This window comes from Aquibacillus saliphilus, from assembly GCF_020404745.1.
Lineage (GTDB): Bacteria > Bacillota > Bacilli > Bacillales > Amphibacillaceae > Aquibacillus > Aquibacillus saliphilus.
In genome coordinates, this window is record NZ_JAIZAP010000016.1 from 41,093 (window position 1) to 66,036 (window position 24,944).

General features: G+C 37.2%; 22 protein-coding genes and 1 riboswitch. Of the genes, 3 read left to right on the forward strand and 19 right to left on the reverse strand.

From position 1 onward, the window contains the following. Positions 1–55: 55 nt before the first annotated feature. From LD272_RS15455 to LD272_RS15520, 14 genes are all read right to left on the reverse strand, one after another. Positions 56–1,252: an acyl-CoA dehydrogenase family protein gene (locus LD272_RS15455; RefSeq protein WP_226037525.1), complete on the reverse strand. Its 1,197-nt coding sequence runs from the start codon at positions 1,250–1,252 to the stop codon at positions 56–58. A 380-nt stretch (positions 1,253–1,632) separates the two neighbouring features. Further along, positions 1,633–2,883: an MFS transporter gene (locus LD272_RS15460; RefSeq protein WP_226037526.1), complete on the reverse strand. Its 1,251-nt coding sequence runs from the start codon at positions 2,881–2,883 to the stop codon at positions 1,633–1,635. Between the two features lie 421 nt (positions 2,884–3,304). Beyond that, positions 3,305–4,795, reverse strand: coding sequence for an FAD-dependent tricarballylate dehydrogenase TcuA (tcuA, locus tag LD272_RS15465; RefSeq protein ID WP_226037527.1), 1,491 nt, complete (start codon positions 4,793–4,795; stop codon positions 3,305–3,307). A 60-nt stretch (positions 4,796–4,855) separates the two neighbouring features. After that, positions 4,856–5,716 carry an aspartate/glutamate racemase family protein gene (locus LD272_RS15470; RefSeq protein WP_226037528.1) on the reverse strand — a complete coding sequence of 287 codons (861 nt, stop codon included), beginning with the start codon at positions 5,714–5,716 and terminating at the stop codon, positions 4,856–4,858. Between the two features lie 90 nt (positions 5,717–5,806). Next, positions 5,807–6,832 carry a 4-hydroxy-2-oxovalerate aldolase gene (gene dmpG, locus LD272_RS15475; RefSeq protein WP_226037529.1) on the reverse strand — a complete coding sequence of 342 codons (1,026 nt, stop codon included), beginning with the start codon at positions 6,830–6,832 and terminating at the stop codon, positions 5,807–5,809. Positions 6,833–6,844: 12 nt separating this feature from the next. Beyond that, positions 6,845–7,726, reverse strand: a complete 882-nt coding sequence (locus LD272_RS15480; RefSeq protein WP_226037530.1) for an acetaldehyde dehydrogenase (acetylating) — start codon at positions 7,724–7,726, stop codon at positions 6,845–6,847. A 1-nt stretch (position 7,727) separates the two neighbouring features. Beyond that, entirely contained in the window at positions 7,728–8,507 is a 780-nt protein-coding gene (locus LD272_RS15485; protein ID WP_226037531.1) for a 2-keto-4-pentenoate hydratase, read from the reverse strand. 35 nt (positions 8,508–8,542) lie between these two features. After that, a complete protein-coding gene (locus LD272_RS15490; RefSeq protein WP_226037532.1) occupies positions 8,543–9,022 on the reverse strand; it encodes a flavin reductase family protein in 480 nt (159 codons plus the stop codon). Between the two features lie 49 nt (positions 9,023–9,071). After that, a complete protein-coding gene (locus tag LD272_RS15495) occupies positions 9,072–9,911 on the reverse strand; it encodes an alpha/beta fold hydrolase (RefSeq protein WP_226037533.1) in 840 nt (279 codons plus the stop codon). Between the two features lie 328 nt (positions 9,912–10,239). Then, entirely contained in the window at positions 10,240–12,099 is a 1,860-nt protein-coding gene (locus LD272_RS15500) for a XylR N-terminal domain-containing protein (protein ID WP_226037534.1), read from the reverse strand. 207 nt (positions 12,100–12,306) lie between these two features. Further along, entirely contained in the window at positions 12,307–13,260 is a 954-nt protein-coding gene (locus LD272_RS15505) for a VOC family protein (protein WP_226037535.1), read from the reverse strand. 195 nt (positions 13,261–13,455) lie between these two features. Next, positions 13,456–14,646, reverse strand: a complete 1,191-nt coding sequence (locus LD272_RS21670; RefSeq protein WP_226037536.1) for an acyl-CoA dehydrogenase family protein — start codon at positions 14,644–14,646, stop codon at positions 13,456–13,458. A 39-nt stretch (positions 14,647–14,685) separates the two neighbouring features. Next, positions 14,686–15,309, reverse strand: a complete 624-nt coding sequence (locus LD272_RS15515; protein ID WP_226037537.1) for a GntR family transcriptional regulator — start codon at positions 15,307–15,309, stop codon at positions 14,686–14,688. A gap of 82 nt (positions 15,310–15,391) precedes the next feature. Beyond that, positions 15,392–16,237 (reverse strand): alpha/beta fold hydrolase, encoded by an 846-nt coding sequence (locus tag LD272_RS15520; protein WP_226037538.1) that lies wholly within the window; start codon positions 16,235–16,237, stop codon positions 15,392–15,394. A gap of 459 nt (positions 16,238–16,696) precedes the next feature. Beyond that, positions 16,697–16,804, forward strand: a riboswitch (SAM riboswitch). Between the two features lie 119 nt (positions 16,805–16,923). Between LD272_RS15520 and ssuE the strand changes: the two genes are divergently transcribed. Both ssuE and LD272_RS15530 read left to right on the forward strand, forming a co-directional pair. Beyond that, positions 16,924–17,469 (forward strand): NADPH-dependent FMN reductase, encoded by a 546-nt coding sequence (gene ssuE, locus LD272_RS15525; RefSeq protein WP_226037539.1) that lies wholly within the window; start codon positions 16,924–16,926, stop codon positions 17,467–17,469. A 27-nt stretch (positions 17,470–17,496) separates the two neighbouring features. Continuing rightward, positions 17,497–18,879 (forward strand): LLM class flavin-dependent oxidoreductase, encoded by a 1,383-nt coding sequence (locus tag LD272_RS15530; protein ID WP_226037540.1) that lies wholly within the window; start codon positions 17,497–17,499, stop codon positions 18,877–18,879. Between the two features lie 312 nt (positions 18,880–19,191). Here the strand turns inward: LD272_RS15530 and LD272_RS15535 are convergent, their stop codons facing one another. The 3 genes from LD272_RS15535 to LD272_RS15545 form a co-directional block, all read right to left on the reverse strand. Further along, the gene (locus LD272_RS15535) at positions 19,192–19,374 is read right to left on the reverse strand and encodes a hypothetical protein (RefSeq protein WP_226037541.1); all 183 of its coding nucleotides are present in this window, start codon (positions 19,372–19,374) and stop codon (positions 19,192–19,194) included. Between the two features lie 87 nt (positions 19,375–19,461). Beyond that, the gene (locus LD272_RS15540) at positions 19,462–21,417 is read right to left on the reverse strand and encodes a GTP-binding protein (protein ID WP_226037542.1); all 1,956 of its coding nucleotides are present in this window, start codon (positions 21,415–21,417) and stop codon (positions 19,462–19,464) included. 12 nt (positions 21,418–21,429) lie between these two features. Continuing rightward, positions 21,430–22,776, reverse strand: coding sequence for an ADP-ribosylglycohydrolase family protein (locus LD272_RS15545; protein ID WP_226037543.1), 1,347 nt, complete (start codon positions 22,774–22,776; stop codon positions 21,430–21,432). A 330-nt stretch (positions 22,777–23,106) separates the two neighbouring features. On the opposite strand from LD272_RS15545, the gene LD272_RS15550 reads away from it, so the two are divergent. Beyond that, positions 23,107–23,253, forward strand: coding sequence for a BH0509 family protein (locus LD272_RS15550; protein ID WP_226037544.1), 147 nt, complete (start codon positions 23,107–23,109; stop codon positions 23,251–23,253). Positions 23,254–23,410: 157 nt separating this feature from the next. Here LD272_RS15550 and LD272_RS15555 read toward each other — a convergent pair whose 3' ends face one another. Both LD272_RS15555 and LD272_RS15560 read right to left on the reverse strand, forming a co-directional pair. Continuing rightward, positions 23,411–23,797, reverse strand: coding sequence for a DoxX family protein (locus LD272_RS15555; RefSeq protein WP_226037545.1), 387 nt, complete (start codon positions 23,795–23,797; stop codon positions 23,411–23,413). 160 nt (positions 23,798–23,957) lie between these two features. Next, a complete protein-coding gene (locus LD272_RS15560) occupies positions 23,958–24,578 on the reverse strand; it encodes an acetate uptake transporter (protein ID WP_226037546.1) in 621 nt (206 codons plus the stop codon). Positions 24,579–24,944 lie beyond the last annotated feature (366 nt).

Here is a 24,944-nt window from a genome sequence, read left to right on the forward strand (position 1 = left end):
TCCCCCTTCTTTTAGTCAATTTAAGTTAAAGAATTTCGTAGACAATAAAAAATAATTAATATCGTAACGCATTAGATTCCAGGCCAGCTAACACGCGACCATGATTTTCTTTCGTAATTGTCGGTGACAGAGATCGATGGGTATGCAATGTTAAGAAATCACGGATAACTCTTTGTAACGGGTTTCCCTCATAGACAAATCCAGATCCACTGGCCTGAATGATGATGTCAAGAGATTCTTTACATAACTGGTTAGCATAACCAATATCTGCTAAAGCTTTTACCCTAGCTGAACGCTCCATATATTCTCCGCTTTTTGCCCATTTATCTAACTCATCTGCCACTCGGTAAAAGTGCATTTCAGCCGTATCTATTTTCAAAGCTGCGTCGGACAGGTTTAAATGTGTACTTGGGGCATCGCGAAGATACTCGACACCAATGTGTGCTGCTTTTCTATTGGGTAGTTTTTCTAAATACATGTCTAGCGCCGCCTTGACAGCCCCTAGTGCAGGTAGCCCTAGTGATAAGATAAGAGCCGGAAATAGTGCAGTATTATAAAGTGGTATCTCACGAAAATGTTTCGATTGAAAGTTTCCGTTTAATGCTTCAGAAAATGAAACAGCTCGGTGATCAGGAATAAATACGTTGTGCATTTTGACACTGTTGCTACCTGAACCTTTTAGCCCCATCGTGTACCAGTCATCCATAATTTCCATTTCTTCAAATGGCAGTGTCATTAATACTTGATCTACTAATTCTCCATTTTCGTCCATGATGGGCATTCCGAAGTATCCCCATGTTGCATGTAAAGATCCAGAACAAAACATCCAAAAGCCTTCCTCAATCATGTAACCGCCTTCAACTTTGTTCGCAATACATTTTCTTGGTTCATATACTCCAGCAAATAAAACATCATCTGGATTTTCGCCGAAGATTTCTTCATGCGTTTTTTCAGAAAAGGATTCTGCTACCATCAATTCTCTAATACCGCATAGCGCTACAATCCAGCCAGTAGAAGCATCACCACGAGAAATTTCTACTACGGCGTCCGCGTAAGTTCTAATGTTTGCCTCAAATCCTCCATATCTTTTTGGACGCAGCATCTTAAATAATCCAGCTTCCTTCAATTCTTTCATCGTCTCTTCAGGTACTCTGCGGATCTCTTCGGTTTCTGCTCCACGTTCTCGTAACTTAGGAATCATAGAACTAGCTTTTTCTACAAATGAATGTTCTATTTGTGTTGCACTTGTCATTATTAAAACATCTCCTTCTTTTTAGTGAGAAAATTTCGCAAGATGTATCGATATCTCTTACCTAAATTTTAAAAAATACATACATTACTTCCAAGGGCAAAAACCGTTTGAATTTCGGTGGTTTTTAAGTAATTTTTACTTGTTTTTACGTTTATTTAAATTTTCTCACTGATAAATTAGGTGAAAGTTAACTAATATCAGATTAATTTTACGTATCTATCTTCAAGTGATAATTTTCTTTTTTGACAAGATGAATAGAAAATTGATTTCACTGTTCACCAGTTGGATAAGCTACATTAATCTGTGTAACTATTAAAGTAAAATGAAGCTCCATTCAACGGTATATATTCTCTCCATTGAATGAAGCTTGAATTCTAAGCTTAGTTAACAGTAGCTTCCTCTAAGGGCTCTTCTGTTACTTTTTCTTTTTTCTTTAACGTTTCTGTTAAAGCAAATGAAACTAAAAATGCAATTAAATAAGAAATAGCAACAACGATCATAACAGCCGTTAAGCTATATGCATCTGCCAATACTCCCGATATACCAATAGAAAATGCTCCAATTAACTCACCAGTACCCATGATTAAGGCATTTGCGGTTGCCATTATCGACGGAGATACACTTTCTACTGGGATAATACTTTGATAGATTGTGTTCATAGCAAGGATAATTCCACCTAATGCCACTAATACACCAATACCTATCCATGATTCTGGATAAAGAAATAGTACCGTTGGTGTTACCATAGCCAAGAATGCGTATCCGATCATCGCTGGTTTTCTCCCCAATTTGTCTGAAGAATATGGGATAAATACTTGCCAAAAGATAGTAAGGATACCAAATAGAGACATTATCACTCCCATACGTGTAACAGATAACATACTGACTTGTGTTAAATATAATGGTAGGAAAGAATTAAAGGTCCAAAGTGCCCCCATACAAGCGATGCTTAAGAATACGCATATCATAATGTTACGATTTTTTAACCCTGTGATAATACTTTTCATATTAACTTCACTGCTTTTATCAGTTGAGGCATTTTTAGTGAAATTATGCTCATGCAAGAACTTTAAAATGAGTAAGGCTGTCAGAAAGCTAGGTAAACTTACAAACAAAAACGCAGATCTCCAACTAAATAATTCTCCTAGTTGAGTAACAACTACTGGACCAATTGCTACACCAATAACCGCCGCTCCCGCATAGACTAATCCCATATTTCTTCCTAATTTCTTAGGTCTTGATACTGCGGCAAGTAATGAAATAGAGATTGGTAAAATAACTCCTTCACTAGCACCAAGAAGTGTGCGGATTATAAGTAAATAAACATATGAATTAGCAAACATTGTTACAAAAGCTAAAATAGATGTAATCATTGTTGCCCAAAAGATAATCATCTTTTTATGACCAATTCGATCAGAAATTACTGCAAACACAGGTGCCGAAATTGCAAAGCCTATTGTTTGCCACATATTCACTTGACCAATCAGTGTGTTTGTCAACGGAATGTCTTCCAACATAAGTGGCATTAAAATTGATAACGCTTGACGGTCTAAGTAAAGAAAACCCCATGCCAAGAAAAAAAGCAAAACCATCAATGATTCATATTTCGTTTCGTTTGATTTAAGACCCATCCTCGCACCTTCTTTTCAATTATTTATGCACTCCTAAGCACATAGAATCTTTCAGGGACAACCTGTTAGTAATGTTCTCTTTCTCAAGTAATGGATCAACATTACAAGAAGATGACTGCCTGGGATATGAGTCTGTCTAAAACCGCCACTATTGGTAACGCTTTCAAAAAAACCGTTCAATAAGATCTTGCTACTAACATTAGCTAGATAGATTTTAGATATCTATAGGCAGCTAATTTATTCACCCCCTTCCAACTTCTTTTCCAGTAGTTGTAATTATGTTAGATAGTAATAACTCTAAATTACAACTGAATTTAGTTCACCGCACTAAATAATTCCTTTTTATAATTTGTAATATTCTGAATTTAAATGTCAAATTTAGCGGTTCTTACCCCAATAAATCGTTAACCTAAAACTACGACTAAGTTACTTCTCGTTTAGCAAAACGCGCGGCATTTTCTCCAGCGATTTTCCCATAAACAGATCCTGCCATTAAGCCTGCGCCGCCAGGATAATTGAAATAAAACAATCCACCAACTATTTCACCTGATGCATATAGTCCAGGAATGGTTTGCGCCAAGACATCCTGCACTTCAGATTTCGTGTTAATTTTTAATCCACCATAAGTAAAAGTAATTCCACATGTTACCCCATACGCCTCAAACGGCCCTTCATCTAAAGTATTTGCCCAATTTGATTTAGGTACGTCTAGATCGCGAGTACAGCGACCATCTTTTTCAGTTGGATTAAACGGAATATCCGTTTCAATCGATTCATTATAAGCTTTGATTGTTTTAAGAAATGCTTCCGGATTAACACCATCGAGTTTTTCTGCTAATTCTTCCAATGTGTTTGCTGTTACCTTGGTAACCTGTCTATTCTTATACTCCTCTCGAAGTAAATGCGTTATTTTCTGATCGTACACCTGCCATGCGAACTGTCCAGTTTGTTCGAGAACTGCTCTGCCATATTTCGCATAAGTATAATTTCTGAAATCAGCACCTTCATCAACAAATCGCTTACCTTCTGCATTTACAATAATTCCAAATGGATAGCTTAGCTTTTGAAAACCCTCAGCAAATTCAGGTGCATTGACATCTCCCCCGACAGCATGTGCACCTGAGTAATTGCCATGCGGCATTGCACCGATGGTTAACGCCATTTGAATACCGTCTCCTGTGTTAAATCGACTTCCCCTCACTTTAGCGATATCCCATTTAGGCCCAAGATAGCGGGTACGCATTTCGGTGTTGGCATGGAATCCCCCAGAGGCTAAAATTACTGATTTAGCATGAATCTCTTTGGTTATACCTTTATGCTTAAAAATAACTCCATGCACACCATCATCATCGCGAATAATCTCTGTTGCCATCGCATCGAATAATACACTTGTACCTAAACGCTCCGCTTCTTGATGCAAAACATCAACTAAACCATGACCACCACCAACAGATTCAACAATCATTCCACCCCAAAATTTGAATTTACCATCCACTTTGAAAGCTTGTCGCCCATAGATAGGAACAAATCTCACCCTATGAGAATGTAACCATTTCATCGTACTAAAACTCTCACTTGTCAGCTGTGATGCTAATTCAGCATCCGTCCTGTATTCTGTTAGCCGACACATATCATCATAAAATTGTTCATCTGTGTAGGTGCCAAAATCTGACCCCTCCATTTCTTCAGGTGTCAGATCAGGCATAATTTCTTTCAAATCTTCTACACCGTCAAAAGCAAAGCGAATTGATCCATGCGTATAAGTAGTATTACCACCCTTCTCTTTCTCGGGAGACTTTTCTAACACGATAACATTAGCTCCTTTTTCACTTGCTGAAATAGCGGCACACATCGCTGCATTGCCTGCCCCAACTATAACTACATCGGTCTGATAAACGATTCTATCACTCATAAATGGACCTCCCCCCTTTTTTGTTTGCTATTTGATGATTAAGTAATCTACTGTAATCTGTTACAAGTCTAGCGTCAGCTGTTGCCCACTTTTAACAGATATCCCCAGGTCACTTTTTACATCTGGTTCAGGCTCCTGACCATACAGTTGACGAAGTCTAGCAATAGCTTCTGCTGGCGGTTTTGCATGATAAAAACCGCGACGTGTCATATAAACACCAGAAAGATTGCGGAGATCTACAAATGATTCACACATTTTAATGCCAGCACCAAAAGAATCAACTACCGGAACATCACCAATCCTTGAGATCCCATTCGTTGCCAAAAAGACATTCATGGGACCTTCTCCAGGTACAATCACATCAGCACCCTCTGCAATTGCAATGCTAGCTGCCTTTTTGAATGCAGCTATTACAGGCTCTGGATTCCGAAAACCAGCCAACACATCATCAAAACCTGCTTCCGACTGAACAATCGGCCCTAATTGCTCACTTAATCCATAGCGGTGGGCGTTTTCCCTCAGTTCATCTGCTAGAGGTGCGAGAAAATTAACGACTCCAATCTTGTTTCCAAGCATAGAAGCGATATGGAAGGATGCTTGACCATATCCAATCACAGGTATGTCTACTAATGTTCTTGCTTCTAGTAAACCTACATCTGGAATTGTTCCGATGAACATGGCATCATAGCCCGCTTTTTCAGCTATAAGTGCTGCACGAACAAATTGCTCTCTATGCAAGTTTTGTAAATAGGAATATGTAATAAAATGCCCTGGATAATCGGTTGGATAAGTATCTTTTGACATTCCATGTAATACAACTTCGACACCTGGGCGAGCAATTTTTTGAATATGTTCGATCACGGCATCGCGATATGGAGGTACATTTTCTATACTCGTTAAGCTTTGATGCCAAATTTTCATCAACATCTCCTCCTAGTTATTGAAATACTGGCATAATAGCGGCTAACATAATTCAGAACTTACTAAAATTTCGTTAAGTTTACTGAAACACTAAACAGTTGTCGTAGACTTTTTCGCTTCTTTTAACCTTGCAGCTACTTCATAAATCAAATCTTCCTGACCGCCAACGGTCTTCATTTTTCCAAGCTCTACTAAAAGGTCTCTTTCATCCACTCCAAATTTTTCAGAAGCAACTTGTGAATGTAGTAGAAAGCTAGAATACACACCAGAATAACCTAGAATTAAGCTCGATCCTGTTATTTCTTGTGGACGCTGCATAAACCCTGCAACAACTTTATTGGCGACATCCAATGTCTCATATAAGCTCATACCAGTTTGATAACCAAGCTTCTCAAGAACTGCCACCATCACTTCGGTTTGTGTATTTCCACTACCCGCTCCAAGACATCTAAGGCTGCCATCTATATACGTCGCACCTGCTTTAACAGCAGCGATCGTGTTTGGCATCGCCATCGAAAGATTGTTATGGCCGTGGAAACCAATCTCACAAGAAAGCGCTTGTTTCAATGCAGAAATTTTTTCTGTTACATCATGAGGTAGAAGCGCTCCGGCTGAATCTGTCACGTACACGATTTCAGCTCCGTAACTTTCAAATAATTTTGCTTGTTCAACAATCTTTTCAGTCGATGCCATATGGGCCATCATTAAAAATCCAACTGTTTTAAGTCCAAGCTCGCGTCCAAGTGAAATATGTTGAGCAGCAACATCCGCTTCGGTAACATGGGTGGCCACTCTGACCATCTTGGCACCTGCTTTAACCGCATTTTCTAAGTCTATTTTCGTACCAATGCCAGGAATTAGCAAAACGGACACATCAGCAGTTTGACATTCATCTACCGCTGCTTCAATTAGTTTCAATTCCTCGGTCTTGGACAATCCGTACTGAAGCGACGATCCACCTAAGCCATCTCCATGTGATACCTCAAAATAATGAACACCAGCTCGATCTAGTCCTCTTGCCGTTTGTCTTACCTGTTCTACTGTAAAAGCATGTTTCATAGCATGACTGCCGTCTCGTAGTGTTACATCAACAATTTCTAAATCGCGATCTGTCATAGTGACCCTCCTTTAATTAATCGCAGCAGCATTGATTGTTTTCGCAAGTTCATTGCCAACCTTCGCAGCTGCAGCAGTCATAATATCAAGATTTCCGGAATAGGACGGGAAGAAGTCTGCTGCACCTTCGACTTCGATGAATACTGTTATTTTTCTTCCGTCAAATTGTGGTTCACTTTTTAAACGGTAACCTGGTACATACGTACGTACTTCTTTTTCCATTTCCCGAATTGACTCAACAATTTCTTCTTCTTTCCCGTCCTCTTCTACAAGTGCATGTACCGTGTCACGCATCATAATTGGTGGTTCCGCAGGATTTAGAATTATAATAGCCTTTCCGCTTTTTGCACCACCAACTTGTTCAATCGCCTTTGAGGTTGTTTCTGTGAATTCATCAATATTCGCACGTGTTCCTGGTCCAGCACTTTTACTAGAAATCGTCGCTACAATCTCCGCGTAAGAAACAGAAGTAACACGATTGATAGCATGGACAATCGGAATCGTCGCCTGCCCACCACAGGAAACCATATTCATATCTTGTTTGTTTAAATGTTCATGTAAATTTACAGGAGGCACCACAAATGGGCCAATTGCTGCCGGGGTTAAATCAATTACCTTTTTGCCTAGCTCAGAAAGTTTCAGACTATGATATTGATGTGCTTTAGCAGTTGTTGCATCAAATACGATATCAACAAGCTCCGGATGTTTCAGAAGTCCTTCGATACCAGAGTCGATCGTTTGATAACCGCGATTTCTCGCACGACGAAGCCCTTCAGATTCTGGATCGATTCCCACCATAACACTCATTTCTAAATGCTCTGACCGCTCTACTTTGTACATTAAGTCTGTTCCAATATTACCTGAGCCAATAATACCGACCTTATACTTATTCATACTAACCCTCCCTATTAAATGAAGCTGACACTGTGCCTATTGAAAAATCCGCTTTAAACGTATCCCCATTTTCAATTGGAATTGCTTTTGACAATGCACCCGCTAAAATAACCTCACCAGCATGGAGCGTAATGTCATAGTCACCAACAGCATTGGCAAGCCAAGCAACCGCTTCTAGCGGATTTCCCATTACTGCTTCACCTGTTGCCGAGTCCAAATATTCTTCATTTCGATACACGGTCATCTCTACCTTCGCAAGATCGACTTCACTTATATCGGTAAACTCATCCCCAAGAATGACGCCTGCAGATGAACCATTATCTGCTACCGTATCTTCAAATTTAATTTTCCAATCTTTTATTCTACTATCGATTATTTCAAATGCAGGCACAACATAATCTGTTGCTTCTTTGACGTCTTCAATTGTTACGCCTGGTCCTTTAATATCCTTTTTCAATACAAAGGCAATTTCAAATTCAATCCTTGGCTCAATAAACGAATCAGTCGAAATAGTGGTACCATTTTTGTAAATCATATTGTCAAAAAGATGACCATAATCTGGTTGATTTACATTTAACATCTCTTGCATTGCTTTACTTGTTAAACCTATTTTTTTCCCAATTATCTTTGCGCCGTGTTCCATTTTATGACGTACAATTTCTAGCTGAATCTGATAAGCCTCATCAACAGTAATCGTACCTGCTGATGAGGTGAATGGTGCAATCGCAATGCCATTATTTTCTGCTTCAATAAGTTTTGATGCATTTTTTTGAATATCCATCAACAAATTCTCCTCGTCTTTGTCACATTCATTAATTAAATTGTACTTGTTACTTGTTCTTCAATTTTGCGATAGCGCCCTTCAGAGAAAATTAAGGGATTACCTTCTTGGACACGGAACTCCGTAACTCTTCCAATAAAAAGGGTGTGGTCACCTTCCACATGTTCTGCCGATACTTCACAAGCCACCTGTGCTATTGCACCTGGGATAACCGGGAGACCATCAAGGTAATTAAACGTTAATCCCTCAGTTGATTTTGTTTTTGAGGCGAACGTATTTGAAATTTCTTTTTGATTTTCAGATAAAATGCTGACTGTAAAATTTTTAGTTTGCTTTATTCGTGTTAGTGTATTTGCATCATTCATAACAGAAATAACAATTAACTTTGGTTCTAGCGACACTGACATAAATGCATTAGCAGTCATCCCGTGAACATGCCCATTCATTTCCGTCGCAACTACCGTGACACCAGTTGAAAATTTCCCCATTGCATCTCTAAATTCACGTGTATTCATAGTAAACATCCTCCTTATTTTTTTTACGAACTTTGCCCGTAAACGAACCTTAAATAAATTCAGAAAAATATTCCTTTACTAAATGATTAAAACTTTCTTTTTGCTCAATTTGTGTCCAGTGTCCACACTTCCCGTAGACATGAAGTTGTGCGTTTGGCAAATGAGAAAGCAGATAATAACTTGATTCTACCGAGCATACACGATCATCACGACCATGAACGAGTAATACTTTATGGTTGATTCGATTAAGTGCTGTTACTGGTACTGGCACAGCTGCGGTTGAAAAAATAGATTCATTGGATCGCTTTATCTCAGGCTTCATTGCTGTTTCAAAACGTGTATCTGTAAGTGAATCAATTTCCGTTTTAAGTGCCTCTGGATCGTAAACGAACCAACTCATAATTTGACGTAACTTCTTTGGGGTTGGATTATCATAAAAACCTTTTGCACGAGCAAGCTCTGGACTAAGCTTCGTATTTGGTGTACCACCTGGCCCCATTAGAATGATTCGTTTAAAGCGCTCTGGGTGTTCAATTAATAATTCCTGAGCGACGGAACAACCTAGTGAATTACCTACAACATGTGCTTTTTGAATACCTAACTCATCCAGCAATGCAATTGCTTGTTCTACCCAGTAATTCATCCATCCCTGTCTATTTTTTGGAAGTGGATTTGGATGAGAGCTTTGTCCGAAGCCGATAAGATCTGGAGCAATACAGTCGAAATCCTCTCCACAAGCCGTTAATGCATACCGCCAGTTTGCCCACGCTGTTACGCCTGGTCCAGAACCATGCAGAAATAAAATCACTTCTTTGTTTCCTTCTCCAGTTCGATTAATAAAACTTTCAAAATCACCTGTCTTTACAATTTCTTGGTTAATATCAGTCACAACCTTTAGCCTCCTTCAGGGTAGGTACATCATGATTTAGTGTAATTTTTAAATACTAGTTATAGCCATTGTTCTATTTAGTTTTTATTTTTAGAAAGCGCTATCATAATGAAGTTAAAAAATAGAGTTTCTCCTTTAATTCAAATGGTATTTCCTTAAAAGGGAAACCGACTAATGTTAACTCCATATATCTATTGTAAAAATAGTTAAGCTTTCTATCTAGATTAAAAATGGTTTAAGTTTCTAATGTTTTATGCTAATTTTTATTGGTTTTCAACATCCAACAAAAAAAGACCAACAATCTGGTCCTTTTAAAAGGTGATTTGCTTCATAGCTCGAGTTCTTCTAAAGCAATCAATGAATCTAGAATAAGTAAAAGCTGATAGCTTTGTGAAGGATCTCGCAAATCTTTGTTAATTAATTTTTCAATTTTATTTTTTCTGTACGTTAATCCACTCATCGACAATGAAAGATCATCCATTGTCTGATGAAGATTGCCCCCATTTGATAGGAAGACATATAATGTTTTTATTAACTCTAAATTTTTAGGATCATTCGTTTGAACTAATGGTCCTAATTCTTTTTCAGCGATTTCGGTAATCACTGTTGTGTTTTTTGAATTAATTAACACACCAAGGATTCCCAACTCTTCATAATCGGTGATCTTTCTCTTATTTGACACACGTAATGCAATTAATGCTTTTTCTAGATATTGTGAAGCTTCTGCAATATTAGTAGCCTGGTTACTGAGGCCAATTTTATATTCAATCGATTTATAGGTAGCTTCCAAATGGTGGTAAAGTTTTTGAATCATTTGAATCACTTTTTGCTTATCAACCGATTTCTCTGGGATCAGCATTGCTATATGGTTTTCATATCTACCAACCAACGCTTTGGAACCTTGAATATCCAAATGCTTTGATATTGTTTCAATTAAACCAACACTATGACTCTCTGTTTGGTTTTCTAACCCTTTTTCTTTATATTCAATCGCGGCAATATAATACGCATCATCAAAGTCTAGTCCCATATAGCGCCCTCGATTAACAATATCTTCTTTTGAGGTAATCTCATCAGTTAAAATTTGTTCTAAGAAATTACCCTTCAATTTCTCCAATGCATCAAAACTAGTTTTTTCATTTAATAAAATTAATGAGGCCGCATTTGCAACTCTTTCAATAAACATAAAATCCTTACTATGTTCATCCGCTGTATTTTCTATATATACGAAAGAACAATAACCAATAATCTTCTTTTGGACATATAAAGGAGTAATTAGCCTCGTCTGATTGGACGTTCTCATTATTTTAGTTTTTTTAAAGATTGGCAGGATGTTATCCACCCTATTTTTTTCAACTGAATTTTCCTTCAAGTCCTTATTTAGCAAGGCATATTCTGCTTCACTCAGACCAGAAAATGCTATATCTTCAAAACTCAGATCCTCGAATATGACAGGAATTTTTAATGATTCATATACAATAGTGGTAATGTCAGGCAAATTACTCCCATTTGAAATACTTTCTGTTAATGTCTTATGGAATTTGGAAACTTTTTCGATGTAATTGCGTTCTTCGAGTAATTGTTCATAGGTATATTCCAATTCTTCAACAATCTTTTTTTCATGGTAGTAACCTAATTCTTCTTGTATTTCATCTCCCCAGTCATCCTCATATTTCATTTCAAAGATACACTCTTTGTCACCTTTACCAATACAACTTGTTTCCTTAACAATTATATTTGCATTACAGACACTTGACATATATCCACTTGCATAGCCAGTCAATGTGTGACAGACTGGGGCATCTGATATACCATGATGCCTGATATGTTCTAATCCCTCAAACGAATCTATCCACTTTCCTTTCGCCGTTATCGATTTGATGTTTTTGGCATCTTTTTTTTCAATCTGACGCTCCGATTGAATATCTCGAATATGCCCTGTGCTCAGATGAAGCAGGGAAGCTTGTTTGATTAAATAATCGATTGATGTACTTATTTTCTTTGCTTCCTCTGCATCACTCGACCCTAAACGCCAACCATACCGAAACAGGAACCCTCTTATCCTCTTAACACCCATATTTTCAATTAACTCTTTTCGTAAAAGACCAAAAGCTTCTGTAGACGATAGAATCTTTTTACTATTCCCGCTGTTATAGGTCTTTTTAAGCGAATCAGTTAAGCTTCTCAAGTAGGATCACTCCCTCAGAAAATAAATGAATAAACGACTTACTTAAAAATGTTGTTCAAAAGGTCACCACTTAATCTACGCTAGAACAATAAGACGAACTTCTATGTGGTGATTTTTGCCACATAGAAGTTCGTCTTATGACCTCAGGCTACATTCCTATTAGGCATGCCCTCATAACTCTTTGGTTAAACAAATAGTTTCGTTAACTTAAGCTTTAATAGTAGGATTATTTTCCCGATTCGTATCCATTTGGTCTCCCCAATAGGTGAAACCAATGTCCATTTCGTCTAGAGTCCATTCAATAGGATCCCAATCTGGCTCAAAAATTAAGTAACCGCCAGTGAATAACTCGACTCTAAGTCCGCTACCAGGATCTTCGACGTAAATATACATTGCCTGGGAAATACCATGTTTTCCCGGCCCTTTAAATTTAATTCCATTCTCCGATAAAATATCTGCAGCTCTAAGTAAATCCTGGGCATCATCTAGCCAATAAGAAATATGATGAATTTGATTTTCTGTTGGAGATGTAGGGTCAAAGCTAACAGCAATATCATGAACTAAATTCGTTACACTTAACCAGCTTCCTGCATACGAATCATCAGGTGCTTTAATATATTCACGTAATTTGAAGCCTAAACTATTAATTAAGTAATTTGTAATTTCTTTCGCGTCATAAGAAGATAATATGTTTACATGATCAATTCGACGTGGTGAAATCCCTTTACGCCATGACTTGTACGTCTGATTCTTTAATACAGAGCGACGATCTTCATCAGCTAACGGTTTATCCATTTTAAAGTATATTTCAAATGTATGTTGACTAGGTAATTGGAAACGAATCGCACTTCCTTGCCCCGCTTCTTCCCCCTCTTTCACCCATGTTACTTCAGTACCTGAAAACGCCAATAGCTCTGCGAACTTTTCAACATCTTCTTCCCTCTTCGCTTTCCATGCAATATGATCAACACATGATTCGCTTCCTTCACGAATGGATAGTGTATGATGCTCAAAATCGCCCCATGCACGTAAATAAACCGTGCCATTTTTTACTTCCGTTTCCTCTAATCCAACAACTTCCTTAAAGAATACAAGCGATTTTTCAAGATCGGTTGTTATCAGTCCAACATGTCCTAACTTTGCAATTTCTGGAATACTCATATAATAACCCCTCCTATTTAAGCGTTTTCATTTCTCTTCAAACTAACATTTTCTTTTTTAAAAATAATAGTGATTCCGTATTTCATGATGTTAGTAAGCTTTTAAATTATGAAAAATAATCTTGGAGGTTAATCAATTAACTTATCGGCGTACTGCAGCTAAATTATCAAATTTTCTTATGGATAATTAATCTTATTAGATAAAATAAGTATTAGGTTCTTGACCACATAGGACTCTTCCATACGTTTCAATTAAACTAGACGGAGTAATGAATCCATGGAGGTGCATTGTTGTAAAGTCACGATAGACACGTTGGAGTGGATTTGTATTAAAAGCAAATCTCGATCCTGCTCCTGCTACAAGTAATTCAATTGCTTCTTTACACAATTGATTCACATAGCCAAAATCTGCCTTTACTTTTGCAATTTCCATCGTATTCATTTCTTTTCCTTCTTCCGCATATTCATCCATCATATCTACTGCACGAAATAAATGAAGTTCAGCAGAATCAATCCTTAATTGTGCTTCGGCAATCTGAAAGTGGGTAATCGGAGCTTCAGACTGTTTATCATAAAATGTATTACCTATATGTGACTTTTTAACTGTTTCCATTTGAAGATCCATCGCTGCTTTAGCAAGCCCCAGTGCTGGCGCTACAATAGATAAAGTTAAAGCTGGCACAAACGGTGTACGATAAACCGGGATATCTTTTAGTTCATCGGCTGTATAATAGCCCTTACTAGCTAACCGGTCTAAAGAAACACGATGTTCCGGTATAAAAACATCTTCTAATTCGACACTATTACTCGCAGAGCCTCTTAATCCCATGACGTTCCAATCATCAAGAATAGTCGCTTCTTCTCGTGGAACAACGATGATGGCCATTTCCATTTCACCATTATCATCTTCTAAAGGTACTCCAAAATACAACCAATCCGCATGTAAACAGCCGGATACAAATGGCCATTTTGCATTCTTAATGTAGTATCCACCATCGACTTTCTTAATATCAATTTTAATCGGCTTAAAGTTTCCTGCTAGGATGGCATCTTCTTTAATGAAAATTTCATCCAATGCCTGTTTGCCAAATACGTAAGATGCCATGAACCCTCTAATGTTAGTTAGTGATACAAACCAAGCTGTCGATCCACATCCACGGCCAATTTCTGTGACAACTTCGGTAAATGTTCTCATATTCTCCTGATAGCCACCATACATTTTCGGCTCAAAAACATTAATAATTCCTTCTCTTTTTAAATCAGCCAGTGTTGCATCAGGCATCTTGCCAATTTCTTCGGTCTCCTGAGCTCTCTCTCGCAATTTAGGGATTAACGCATTCGCTTTTTTAACTAATTCTTCTCTTATTGTAATCGTATCTTGACTCACAAAAAAACCTCCTAGTTATTTATGTTAAGACTGACCAACCTATTTAAATCGATCCTTAACTTTTTCAGCTACCCTTTCCATATGTTTTTCCATGATAGTTCTAGCCATGTTACTATCTCTTTCTTTTAAACTGTTATAGATCATCCAATGTTCTGTTTGCGACAGCTTTCTCGATTCACCTGAAAATAGTTGATAAGGACTGCTTACATAATGCAAGTAATCCCAAATCTCTCTCGTAATATCAAGAATATAATCCAACTCAGATGCATGTAGAATTACCGTATGAAATTCAATGTTAAGCTCTGCATATTCTTGATAATTTAATGTTGGTTCCTCCATTTTAACTAACAATTCTTCTAGATAAAGGAGCCTTTCCTCACTAATTTTCAACGCTGCGTGCGACGTCATTAAGGCATCAATAGTTGCACATACGAGCATTTTCTCATAAACTTCTTTTTCATCTGGTTGTTTAACAAACACGCCGACTTGCGGAATGATACTTAGATACCCTTCATGTTCTAATTTTCGTAGAGCTTTATTGACTGGAGTACGGCTGATATTTAACGTTTTTATTATTTCATTGATATTTAAAGCAGTATCATTACCCCAAGCATCTGTTAATATTTGTTCTTTAATGTATTTATAAGCAACCTCTATCTTCATATTTATCTTCACCTATCATTCTTTTTTTCTTATATTCTAACATTTAAGTGAAAACTAGTAGATATAAGGCTCTTTGGAAATATTACAGTTCACCAAGAAAGAAATCATTTGTTAATTTAACAAATCTATCTTTTTGTTCGATTTGTACCCAATGACCACATCGCTTAAAAACATGCAACTGACCATTTGGGATATAATCCATCATGTACAAGCTGCTCTCTAACGGGACGAATCGGTCTTCTTTACCATGAAGTAATAAGAATTCGTTTTTCATTCTCTTCATGGCAGAAGGTGGTACAGCTAAATCTGCTAAGGTAGCATTTGTAAATGTTGCTTCGTATGATTTACGAACTTCTGGTTTTAAGAATAATTCTAGTCTCTCTTTGACCACTTCCTCTAACTCATTTTCTAGGGTACTATCATCAAATAAAAACCAGCTTAGCAAATTTTGAAAGGAAGCAGGATCTGGATCTTTATGAAAATTTTGTAGTTTCATTAATTCTGGAGTTGGCTCAAATTTCCCACCGCCTGCACCCATCAAAATAATTTTGTCAAATTTCTTAGGTGCCTGCATGATCAAGTGAAGTGAAATTACCCCTCCTAATGAATTACCAACTAGGTGAGCTTTATCAATTTCCATCTCATCCATTAATGTGGTAATCTGATCAATCCTTGCTCTCAACCACTCAACGCCATTGTTTGGCGGTACGTCGGGATGATCGGTACGACCAAAGCCATAAAAATCAGGTGCAACAACATGAAAGTTAGCTGCAAAGGCGGGAAGAACATGCTGCCAGTTACTTTTACCAGTTACTCCTGGTCCACTCCCATGTAAAAAAATAATTGTTTCAGAAGATTTATCTCCCCCTTCTATCACATGAGTTTTGTAATCTCCTGTTTGAATCATTTTAGTTTCTATATCTGTCATATTACATGTCCCCTTTTCCATATGTATTTTCTCTTTTACTAGAGTTGTTCCAAATGAAATAATAGCCTGTGTGGAGTAAAAACTTGTGAGGTGTCTTCGATGAGTATGGAGCATTTAATTTCAATAATTCTTAGTTGAAATTGATGTAAATCCACAGACTGAAATTTCAGTTTAGCTAAAATACCTTAAATATTGTAAAAATACCACGTTGAAAGCGCTTTATATTACTAACTGTAATTTTAGTTGGTAATATGCTGATTGTCAACAATATTCTGTATTTTCTAAATTTCCGACAATATTTGCGATGTTTTAAATTTCCATCGAAACCCAAGAAACCAAAAAAATGCACTAAAATATGGAATAGCTATTTAATTTTATTTATTAACTTTAATCACAACTATTTTTTAAATAGGTTGACTTTTCTAAAAATTGGCATTAATATAAGAGTCAAATTTAATATTCTTATCAAGAGAAGCTGAGGGAACTGGCCCGTTGAAGCTTCAGCAACCTCTGACATAGTCAGAAAGGTGCTAACTCCAGCAAGGATTTTTTCTTGAGAGATAAGAGCGGAATTTATTAGAGCTACCCTCTTTTCTCGTGCCTTGAGAATTGGGGGTTTTTTGTATTTATACCATACCGCTTTTAACGTAGTTGTCCTAACATAAAAATTAGAAAGGGTGATCTTCATGAGTGAAATAGTTATTTTGTCCGGAAGTCCTTCTGAGTTTTCCAGATCAGATTTGGTCTTAAATTATCTTGGATCCATTTTAAAAGATGAGGGCTTTTCAGTAACGCATCTATCGATTAGAAATGTTCCACAGGAGGCATTGTTTTATGGCCAGTTTGACAATCCTGAAGTTAAGGAGATTGCTTCACTTATCCATGGCGCTAAAGGAGTTATAGTTGGATCGCCAGTATATAAGGCTGCTTATTCTGGTGTGCTAAAAGCACTTCTAGATATACTTCCACAAGATGTGTTGCAGGGCACACCGGTACTACCCTTAATGACAGGTGGAAGCCCTTCTCATTTACTGGCAATTGAATACACACTTAAACCCTTACTTGCTACGCTTAAGGGGCAAAACCTAAAGGGTGTTTACTTGCTTGATAGTCAAATAGATAAAACACAACTCGACAATCCAATTATTCATGAAGAATGTTTAGAACGATTGAAGAAGCAACTTGATTACTTTATAGAGACGGTTAATAGACAAAAGGCTACTGTTTTATAAATTTTTAAATAAAGGGAGTGAATCTTGATGACAAAGAAAAGAATTTATTTAAATGCATTTGATATGAACTGTTCCGGGCACCAGTCTCCGGGGTTGTGGACACACCCAGAAGATGAATCTCATCGCTATAAGGATAGCGAATACTGGATAGAACTTGCACAAATTTTAGAAAAAGCAAAATTCGACGCTGTCTTCATTGCGGATGTTTTAGGAACTTATGATGTTTATCAAGGGTCTCGAGATGCCGCTATTCGTCAAGGTGCACAATCACCGGTTAACGATCCATCACTTGTTGTTCCGTTAATGTCCGCAGTCACAAAACATTTAGGATTTGGCGTGACTGCTTCTGTTACACATGAACATCCATATACATTTGCTCGTCGCATGTCTACCCTAGACCATTTAACAAAAGGACGTATTGGTTGGAATATTGTTACTTCTTATTTAAAAAGTGCAGCGGTTAATATGGGCATGGAAGATCAGATTAAACATGATGAACGCTATGACATAGCGGCTGAATATTTAGAGGTTTGCTACAAATTGTGGGAAGGAAGCTGGGAGGACGATGCTGTTCTACTAGACAAAGAGAATGGTATTTATACAGACCCTAGAAAAGTTCATGATATTAATCACAAAGGAAACTATTATAAAGTACCTGGAGCCCATTTAAGTGAACCTTCACCACAGCGAACTCCAGTACTTTATCAAGCAGGAGCATCTACAAAAGGGCGTGCATTTGCTGGCAAGAATGCTGAATGTATATTTATCGGAGCACCAACGATAAACGCGGCGAAACAATCAGTCACAAAATTACGAAGAGAGGCTGAAGTGGCTGGGAGATCACCAGAACAAATTAAAATTCTTACCATGATCACACCAGTTGTTGGTAAAACGGAAGAAGAAGCATTTGAAAAATATAATGAGTACAAAAAACACATTAGCTATGAAGGTGCCCTCGCCTTATTCGGAGGCTGGACTGGTGTTGATTTATCCAGTTATGCTCCTGACGAGAATCTTCGCTATGTAGAAAACGATGCAATTCAGTCCACGCTGGAAAATTTCACAAAAATTGACCCGGATATAGAATGGACAGTTGATAAAATTAAAGAGCACGTCGGAATAGGTGGCATGGGTACAAAAATGGTCGGAAGTGCTGAACAAGTTGCAGACGAGATGGAACGTTGGGTCAACGAAGCCGGTGTTGATGGTTTTAATATTGCCTACGCAATCACTCCTGGAACGTTTAAAGATTTCGCCAAATTAGTTGTTCCTATTTTACAAGAACGAGGTCTAGTCAAAACTGAATATGATGGCGAAACATTAAGAGATAATTTGTTTGGAAAAGGTAGTCAGTTACCAGCCCACCATGTTGGGAAAAACTATTCGTTTACTAATACCATTACAAGTTAATAATTTCAAACTGAATCTTTTTAAGCTTTTGTAAGTAAGGACTGTTTAACTAATAATTAAGTTAAACAGTCCTCTCCAGCTCTAGTAAGTGGTGTTATAATGCCAATTTCGCTTATTGGCATTGGCTATTTCATCATTAGTCTCATACTGAATAATATGCTCCTTACAGTCTGTAGCCAAAGTGTGGCCTGTTGTAATACGACTTTGAGCTGTTCTTCAATTGCTACTTTTTTAACTGTATCTACAAATTATTGTTTATATGTATATTAATCACTACCATATAATAAGAAAGGATATTAGTTCTGTCTTAAACTAATCGTTTCTCTCTTGTTCAGCACTAAATGTACCATTTTCAGCTTTTTTAAGCTCTAAATCTAACCTTTTTCCTTCCAACTCTATTTTTTTCATTTTTAACTCGTAGCTTTTTTTCTTATCGTATCCATAGTAGATAAGTGACAGAGCTACAATTATGGTTATATAAAAGAATAAATCCACACCTCTCACCCCCATATATTTTTAACTCACTTAGGATTTGCAGTCATCATAGATAACCTAAAACTGTCGAAGAAGATCAATTTACTATTACAAGCGATGCATTTCTTTTTCTGCTTGATCCCAAGGCACCTTATACCCCTGACCTTTAGCGCAGAAGATTGAAGTAGAGGTGTATTTTGGATCTGCATCTTTATTATACGCAATCCGTTCCATTACCTCGTCCGGGTTATGACAGCGGTCATAGCCGGCAAACTTCAAGTTGAGTGTACCTTTCCCTTGTGTAATCGAAGCAAATTCTGTGCTGTAATTCATAAATGTCGCAACTGGTACCTTCCCAGTTATAATCGTTTTATCCTCCATCATTTCTGGTGGTGTAAATGTGCCGGATGCCTGCTGAATATCTGATAACACCCTTCCCATATAGTCTATTTCAACCTTAATTTTAAAATGATAGTATGGTTCCAGTAAAACATTCTTTGCTTTTTCTAGTCCTTGTCGCAGTGCTCGGAAGGTTGCTTCTCTAAAATCACCGCCTGAGGTATGTTCGTTGTGTGCTTTTCCTGTAAGTAATGTCACTTTTATATCCGTAACGGCAGACCCTGTCAACAGCCCATGATGGCTACGTTCAAAAAGGTGGTGGTGAATTAAATTCTGATTTCCTATTGTTAAATCGTTAGCATGGCATTCATTTAAAAACGTGATACCACTATTTTTTTCGGCAGGTTCTAACTTTAGATGTACTTCCGCATAATGCTTTAACGGTTCAAAGTGACCATAACCTACTATCTTTGTCTCGATTGTTTCTTTATATATTATTTTCGGATCACCAAAAGATACGTCAAAACCAAATCGTTCTTTTACGATCTTTTCTAAAACCTCTAGTTGGATGAGGCCCATCACATGTATATGTATCTCTTGCAACTGTTCATCCCACTTGATTTGCAAGGAAGGGTCTTCTTGATCCAAAACTTGAAAGGACTTCAAAATGTCTTTAATACGAACAGATGCAGTGTTATAGATTACTTTCGATTTTAACGTTGGCACCATATCAAAAGCGGCTTTTTCATCTAAGGAACCAACACCATCCCCGGTGGCAGCCTTAGATAATCCTGAAACGGCAAAAAGTTCTCCAGCCTCAACTTGATCAACTGTTTCAAATTTTTGCCCGTTATAAACTCTAAGTTGTGTCACCTTTTCTGAAACCTTGTTGTCTTTTTCACCATACGATATTTGATCACGAACCTTGATCGTTCCTTGTAGGGCCTTAATAAACGTAATTCGATTGCCATTTTCGTCATAACGTATTTTATAAACCCGACCAGCAAAATCTTCTTCTACTTTGTACGTCGTCTCTGTTAGTAGATCAAAAGCTTCAAAGAATTCAATAATACCTTCATCTTTTAAGGCAGACCCACTATAACAAGGAAAAATTTTGTTGTCTTTAATCATCGTTTTTAATGTATCCAACCATAACTTTTTGTCAAATCCAGCTTCCATATAATGCTCTAAAAGTGTTTCATTTCGTTCCGCGATAAATTCAACTAGGTTTTCATTCATTTCCCTTTGTTTAAAAGTCGCTGTAAAATCGCAGACATCCTCTGTTAGATTTTCGTTTAGCTCTTTGATAACACGATCTGAACTGGCACCTATCCGGTCCATTTTATTAATAAAGAAAAAGGTAGGCACACCATGTTTTTGTAGTAATCGCCAAACGGTTTCGGTATGACCTTCAATTCCTTCAACTGCACTAACAATGACAACGCAATAATCCATCACTTGAATAGCACGTTCCATTTCCAGAGAGAAGTCGACATGCCCTGGAGTATCAATTACATAATAGGTAGAATTGTTATAATTTATCCTCGCCTGATCAGCAAATACAGTTATTCCCCTATCTCTTTCTATTTGATGGCTATCCAAAAAAGCATCCTTATGATCAACTCGGCCAAGATGCCGAATACTTTTTGTATGATAAAGTAGTTGCTCGGAGAAAGTGGTCTTGCCAGCATCAACGTGTGCGAGTAATCCAATTGTTTTATACATTTATTGTCCCCTCTAACCTAAAGACTTTACTTGCTGCAGTCTTTGAAGTATTTTAAAGAATACTTTGTCCTCAACTGCAGATGCCCAGGCCCCATCACTGAAGCGTTCCTGACGAACATAACGAGTCAGGATTGCTCTTAAAAGATCAAAGTCTGCTGTAGCAATGGTGCTGTTTACTTGTTCTTTATTGGCAAACTCTAGTTTATCTGTCACGAGTGTGTACTGATGAAGTAAAAGATTAGTTTCATTAATTTGTTGGATAAATTCTTTAAAGGTCTGATCATATTCGGGGTAAGGCATTGAAAAATGTTTTTCACCCAGTTTTTCGCCACCTTTCCACTGGCAGACACTTTCTCTAGTAGCGAACTCAAAATAAGGGATATAGCTTATCAGGTTTTCAATATCCAGTTTGTAAAAGGAGAGTCCGAGTTTATTACAAAGACCTTCAATATAATCGCGCCTAACTAATGTAGCGACCCATTCTTTTGGAATGCTTTGATAGCCATAATGAAGTCCAGCAAGTCCTCCGGCAACAGCCGCGACAGTATCTGTATCCTCACCTAAATTCACGGCTTTTAAAACACAATCCTGATAGCTTCCTGTTGTCAAAAGACACCAGATTGCAGCTTCAAGAGTATCGACCACATAACCACTACTTTTTATTTGTTTTTCAAGCAGACTACCAATCTCTTTTGTGCTTAGCTTTTGAAAATGGTGTAGTTCATCAATATAATCCGGTTGGTGTTTGTAATAGTCGATTGCTTTATCAATGCCATGGTTGACAGCTTCCTCAAGATCAGAACTTCCGATAATGCTTCTGGCTATAGAAACATAAACCCCACAGGCAAGCTGACTTCGTTTATGGGCATGCGTTAATGCGGAAATGTTATGTATAATGGTAAACGCCTTCTCATCGTTCTTCTTTTCATCCCGATCGATGAACTGCAAGTAAAATGCAGCCGGAAGAATTCTCATTAAAGAGCCGTTTCCATTATCAAACTCGCTCATACCACCGCAGTTTAAAGGAGCTGTACCATCAGAAAACCTCTTCAAAGCTTTTCTAGTTGCAATTCCAATATCAAAAACTTCACCATGTGGGCTATACTCACCTTGTTCGAACCAATTGTTGAAGTTATTCATAATATCTGTATAATCTAGCCCTTCAGACAAGCTTTCTACAAGACAAAGCGTCATGCTTGTATCGTCAGACCATGTTCCTGCTGGTTGGTTGTATGTACCATGTGAGCGCATATCGATCACCGGATTACTTTTTAATGTTTGTCTGTCAACAAATTCAACTGGAACACCTAATGCATCAGCAACAGCTAGACCTATAACTCCACCCATAATATCGTCCATCAATTTAACCCCTCCTCTAATGCTTGGTTATTCCAACCCTTAGCTCTAAAAAGTAACTAATTAATCTACATTTATTATAACTGACTTAGCCTTTAATTTCTTTTAGAGTTTATAACGTAGCCCATTTTAGAGTTTTCACCTCTAGAAATAAGCGCTTGATTGCTGTTAATTCAGGATAAATAACAGATAAGGATAGCTTCATGCCAAACTCATCTCGAAATGATATTTGTTTAATCTCATAGCGAGATGTATAATGAAATTAAGCAAAAAAGAAGGCGATTACAATATATAAACACTTCTTATATGGAAGGTTTATTAGGAGGATTTATTATGAGCCAAACAGAAAGAGACTACAGAGTGGAGCACTTATTAGACAATCACAAGTTCAATGAAAAAGAAATTGTTTCTATGTCAGATGAGCAAATTGAATATTTCCACTGGCTCTATTTCGAAGAATCTGTTTACGACTTAATGTAAGTTAAATTTAAAATTATAATTCTAAAGCTCTCGTACTTAGTACAAGAGCTTTATTTGTTTCATCCAATCAGATAAAAGGCTAGGCACCGTAACAGGACGAGCGTCCTCTTGTGGTACCTAGCCTTTTTGTTTAAAAAATAGCAATTAAATAAGTTCATTAAAATCCAATACTATACGCTCCTGGTCCAATTAATGCAATACCAATCGCAATTACAATAAGCACAAATGGATATTCAAATCCACCTTTATCTGCCCAAAAGCCATTTTGTCCGTGTACTTTAAAGATAGCTACAAGCATTGTTACAGTTATTAAAATTGCCCCAAGCCATGCAAATCCAGCTGCAAATAATAGTCCGCCAATAAATTCACCTAATCCAGCAAGTGTTGCCATCAGGATTCCAGGTTTAATTCCAATCGAATCGAAAAATCCGCCTGTACCTTTAATCCCGTGTCCACCAAACCATCCGAACAGCTTTTGCGCACCATGACCTGCAAAGCTAATACCTATCACTAAACGAATAATAAGTAATCCAAAATCTAACATAAAAAAATCCCCCTGTTACTTTTTAATATTCGCTTACTTTTTGTAAGCGAATATTAAATTTAACATAGAGAGGACATGATGTCTAATAATTAAACTTCGCTAAACAATTTCGTTCAATATAAGAAAAATATCCAATTTAATAGAGCATTTCCTGAGTGATTTATTTTTTGAAAATCCCAAATGGTTTTCCAATCGGTAGCACAACATGTCCGAAGTGTGTGTTTAACACTATTGCACCTGAACCATAAAAAGATAGTAAAGCAATGCACATCTCTGCTACTCCAGCTAACATGTGGGTCAGTTCATACATAATACCAAAAGAACTTAACGATAAACCAATAAAAAGAAAATCAATAAAGACAAATATAAAAAACAATACTTTATGTGTTTCCATCGCACCAATCGTCATGAAAATACAAAAAATTAAATAACCAACAAATGCAAAACCAAGTTGCTTTTGATCCCCATTTACAGCAAGAGTTTCACCGAAAAATCCTAATTGAATTAACCATGTTGTTCCGACACCAAACCAAAATAATCCAAATGCTCCAAATGCCGTTGTTCCGAAGATATTATTGTGCTTTGCATCTAGAACCGCTGCAAATAGTTGTGCTAGGCCGCCTAAGAAAAAGGCCCATGGTAAAATATAAGAAAGTCCTTCTGTTAAGCCTAGTTTTTGTGATGATGCTACAAATGTGACCATCGCTAAACCAAACAAGCCAAGCGCGGATGGATCTGCTGTTGTTATTTTTATCTGTGTTGATGATTCTGTAGTTTCCATTATTTCCTCCCAAAATCGACATAAGTCTTGTCCTAAAATAAACATACTTGAATCAATTTCATAATTACCTTATGAAGCAATTGTCATCCGCATATAGTTTGGAACGGTCTATCCCAACTATATGCGGATGACAATTGCGAAAAATAAGTATTATGAAATTGACTAACTTATATACTTTATCGGATAAGAAAAAAGGTGTCAATATTCATTTTGATAATTACTTTTTATTTAAAATCCGTATGGCGAACATGTGTCTAAAAGGATTAAGAAAAGCGCAGGGCACCTTATTTGGCGTTGGAGCTAGGCATCAAAGCGCAAAATTTTATACTTTCTTACCTTTTAAAAAAGATGAATTACTACAAAGTC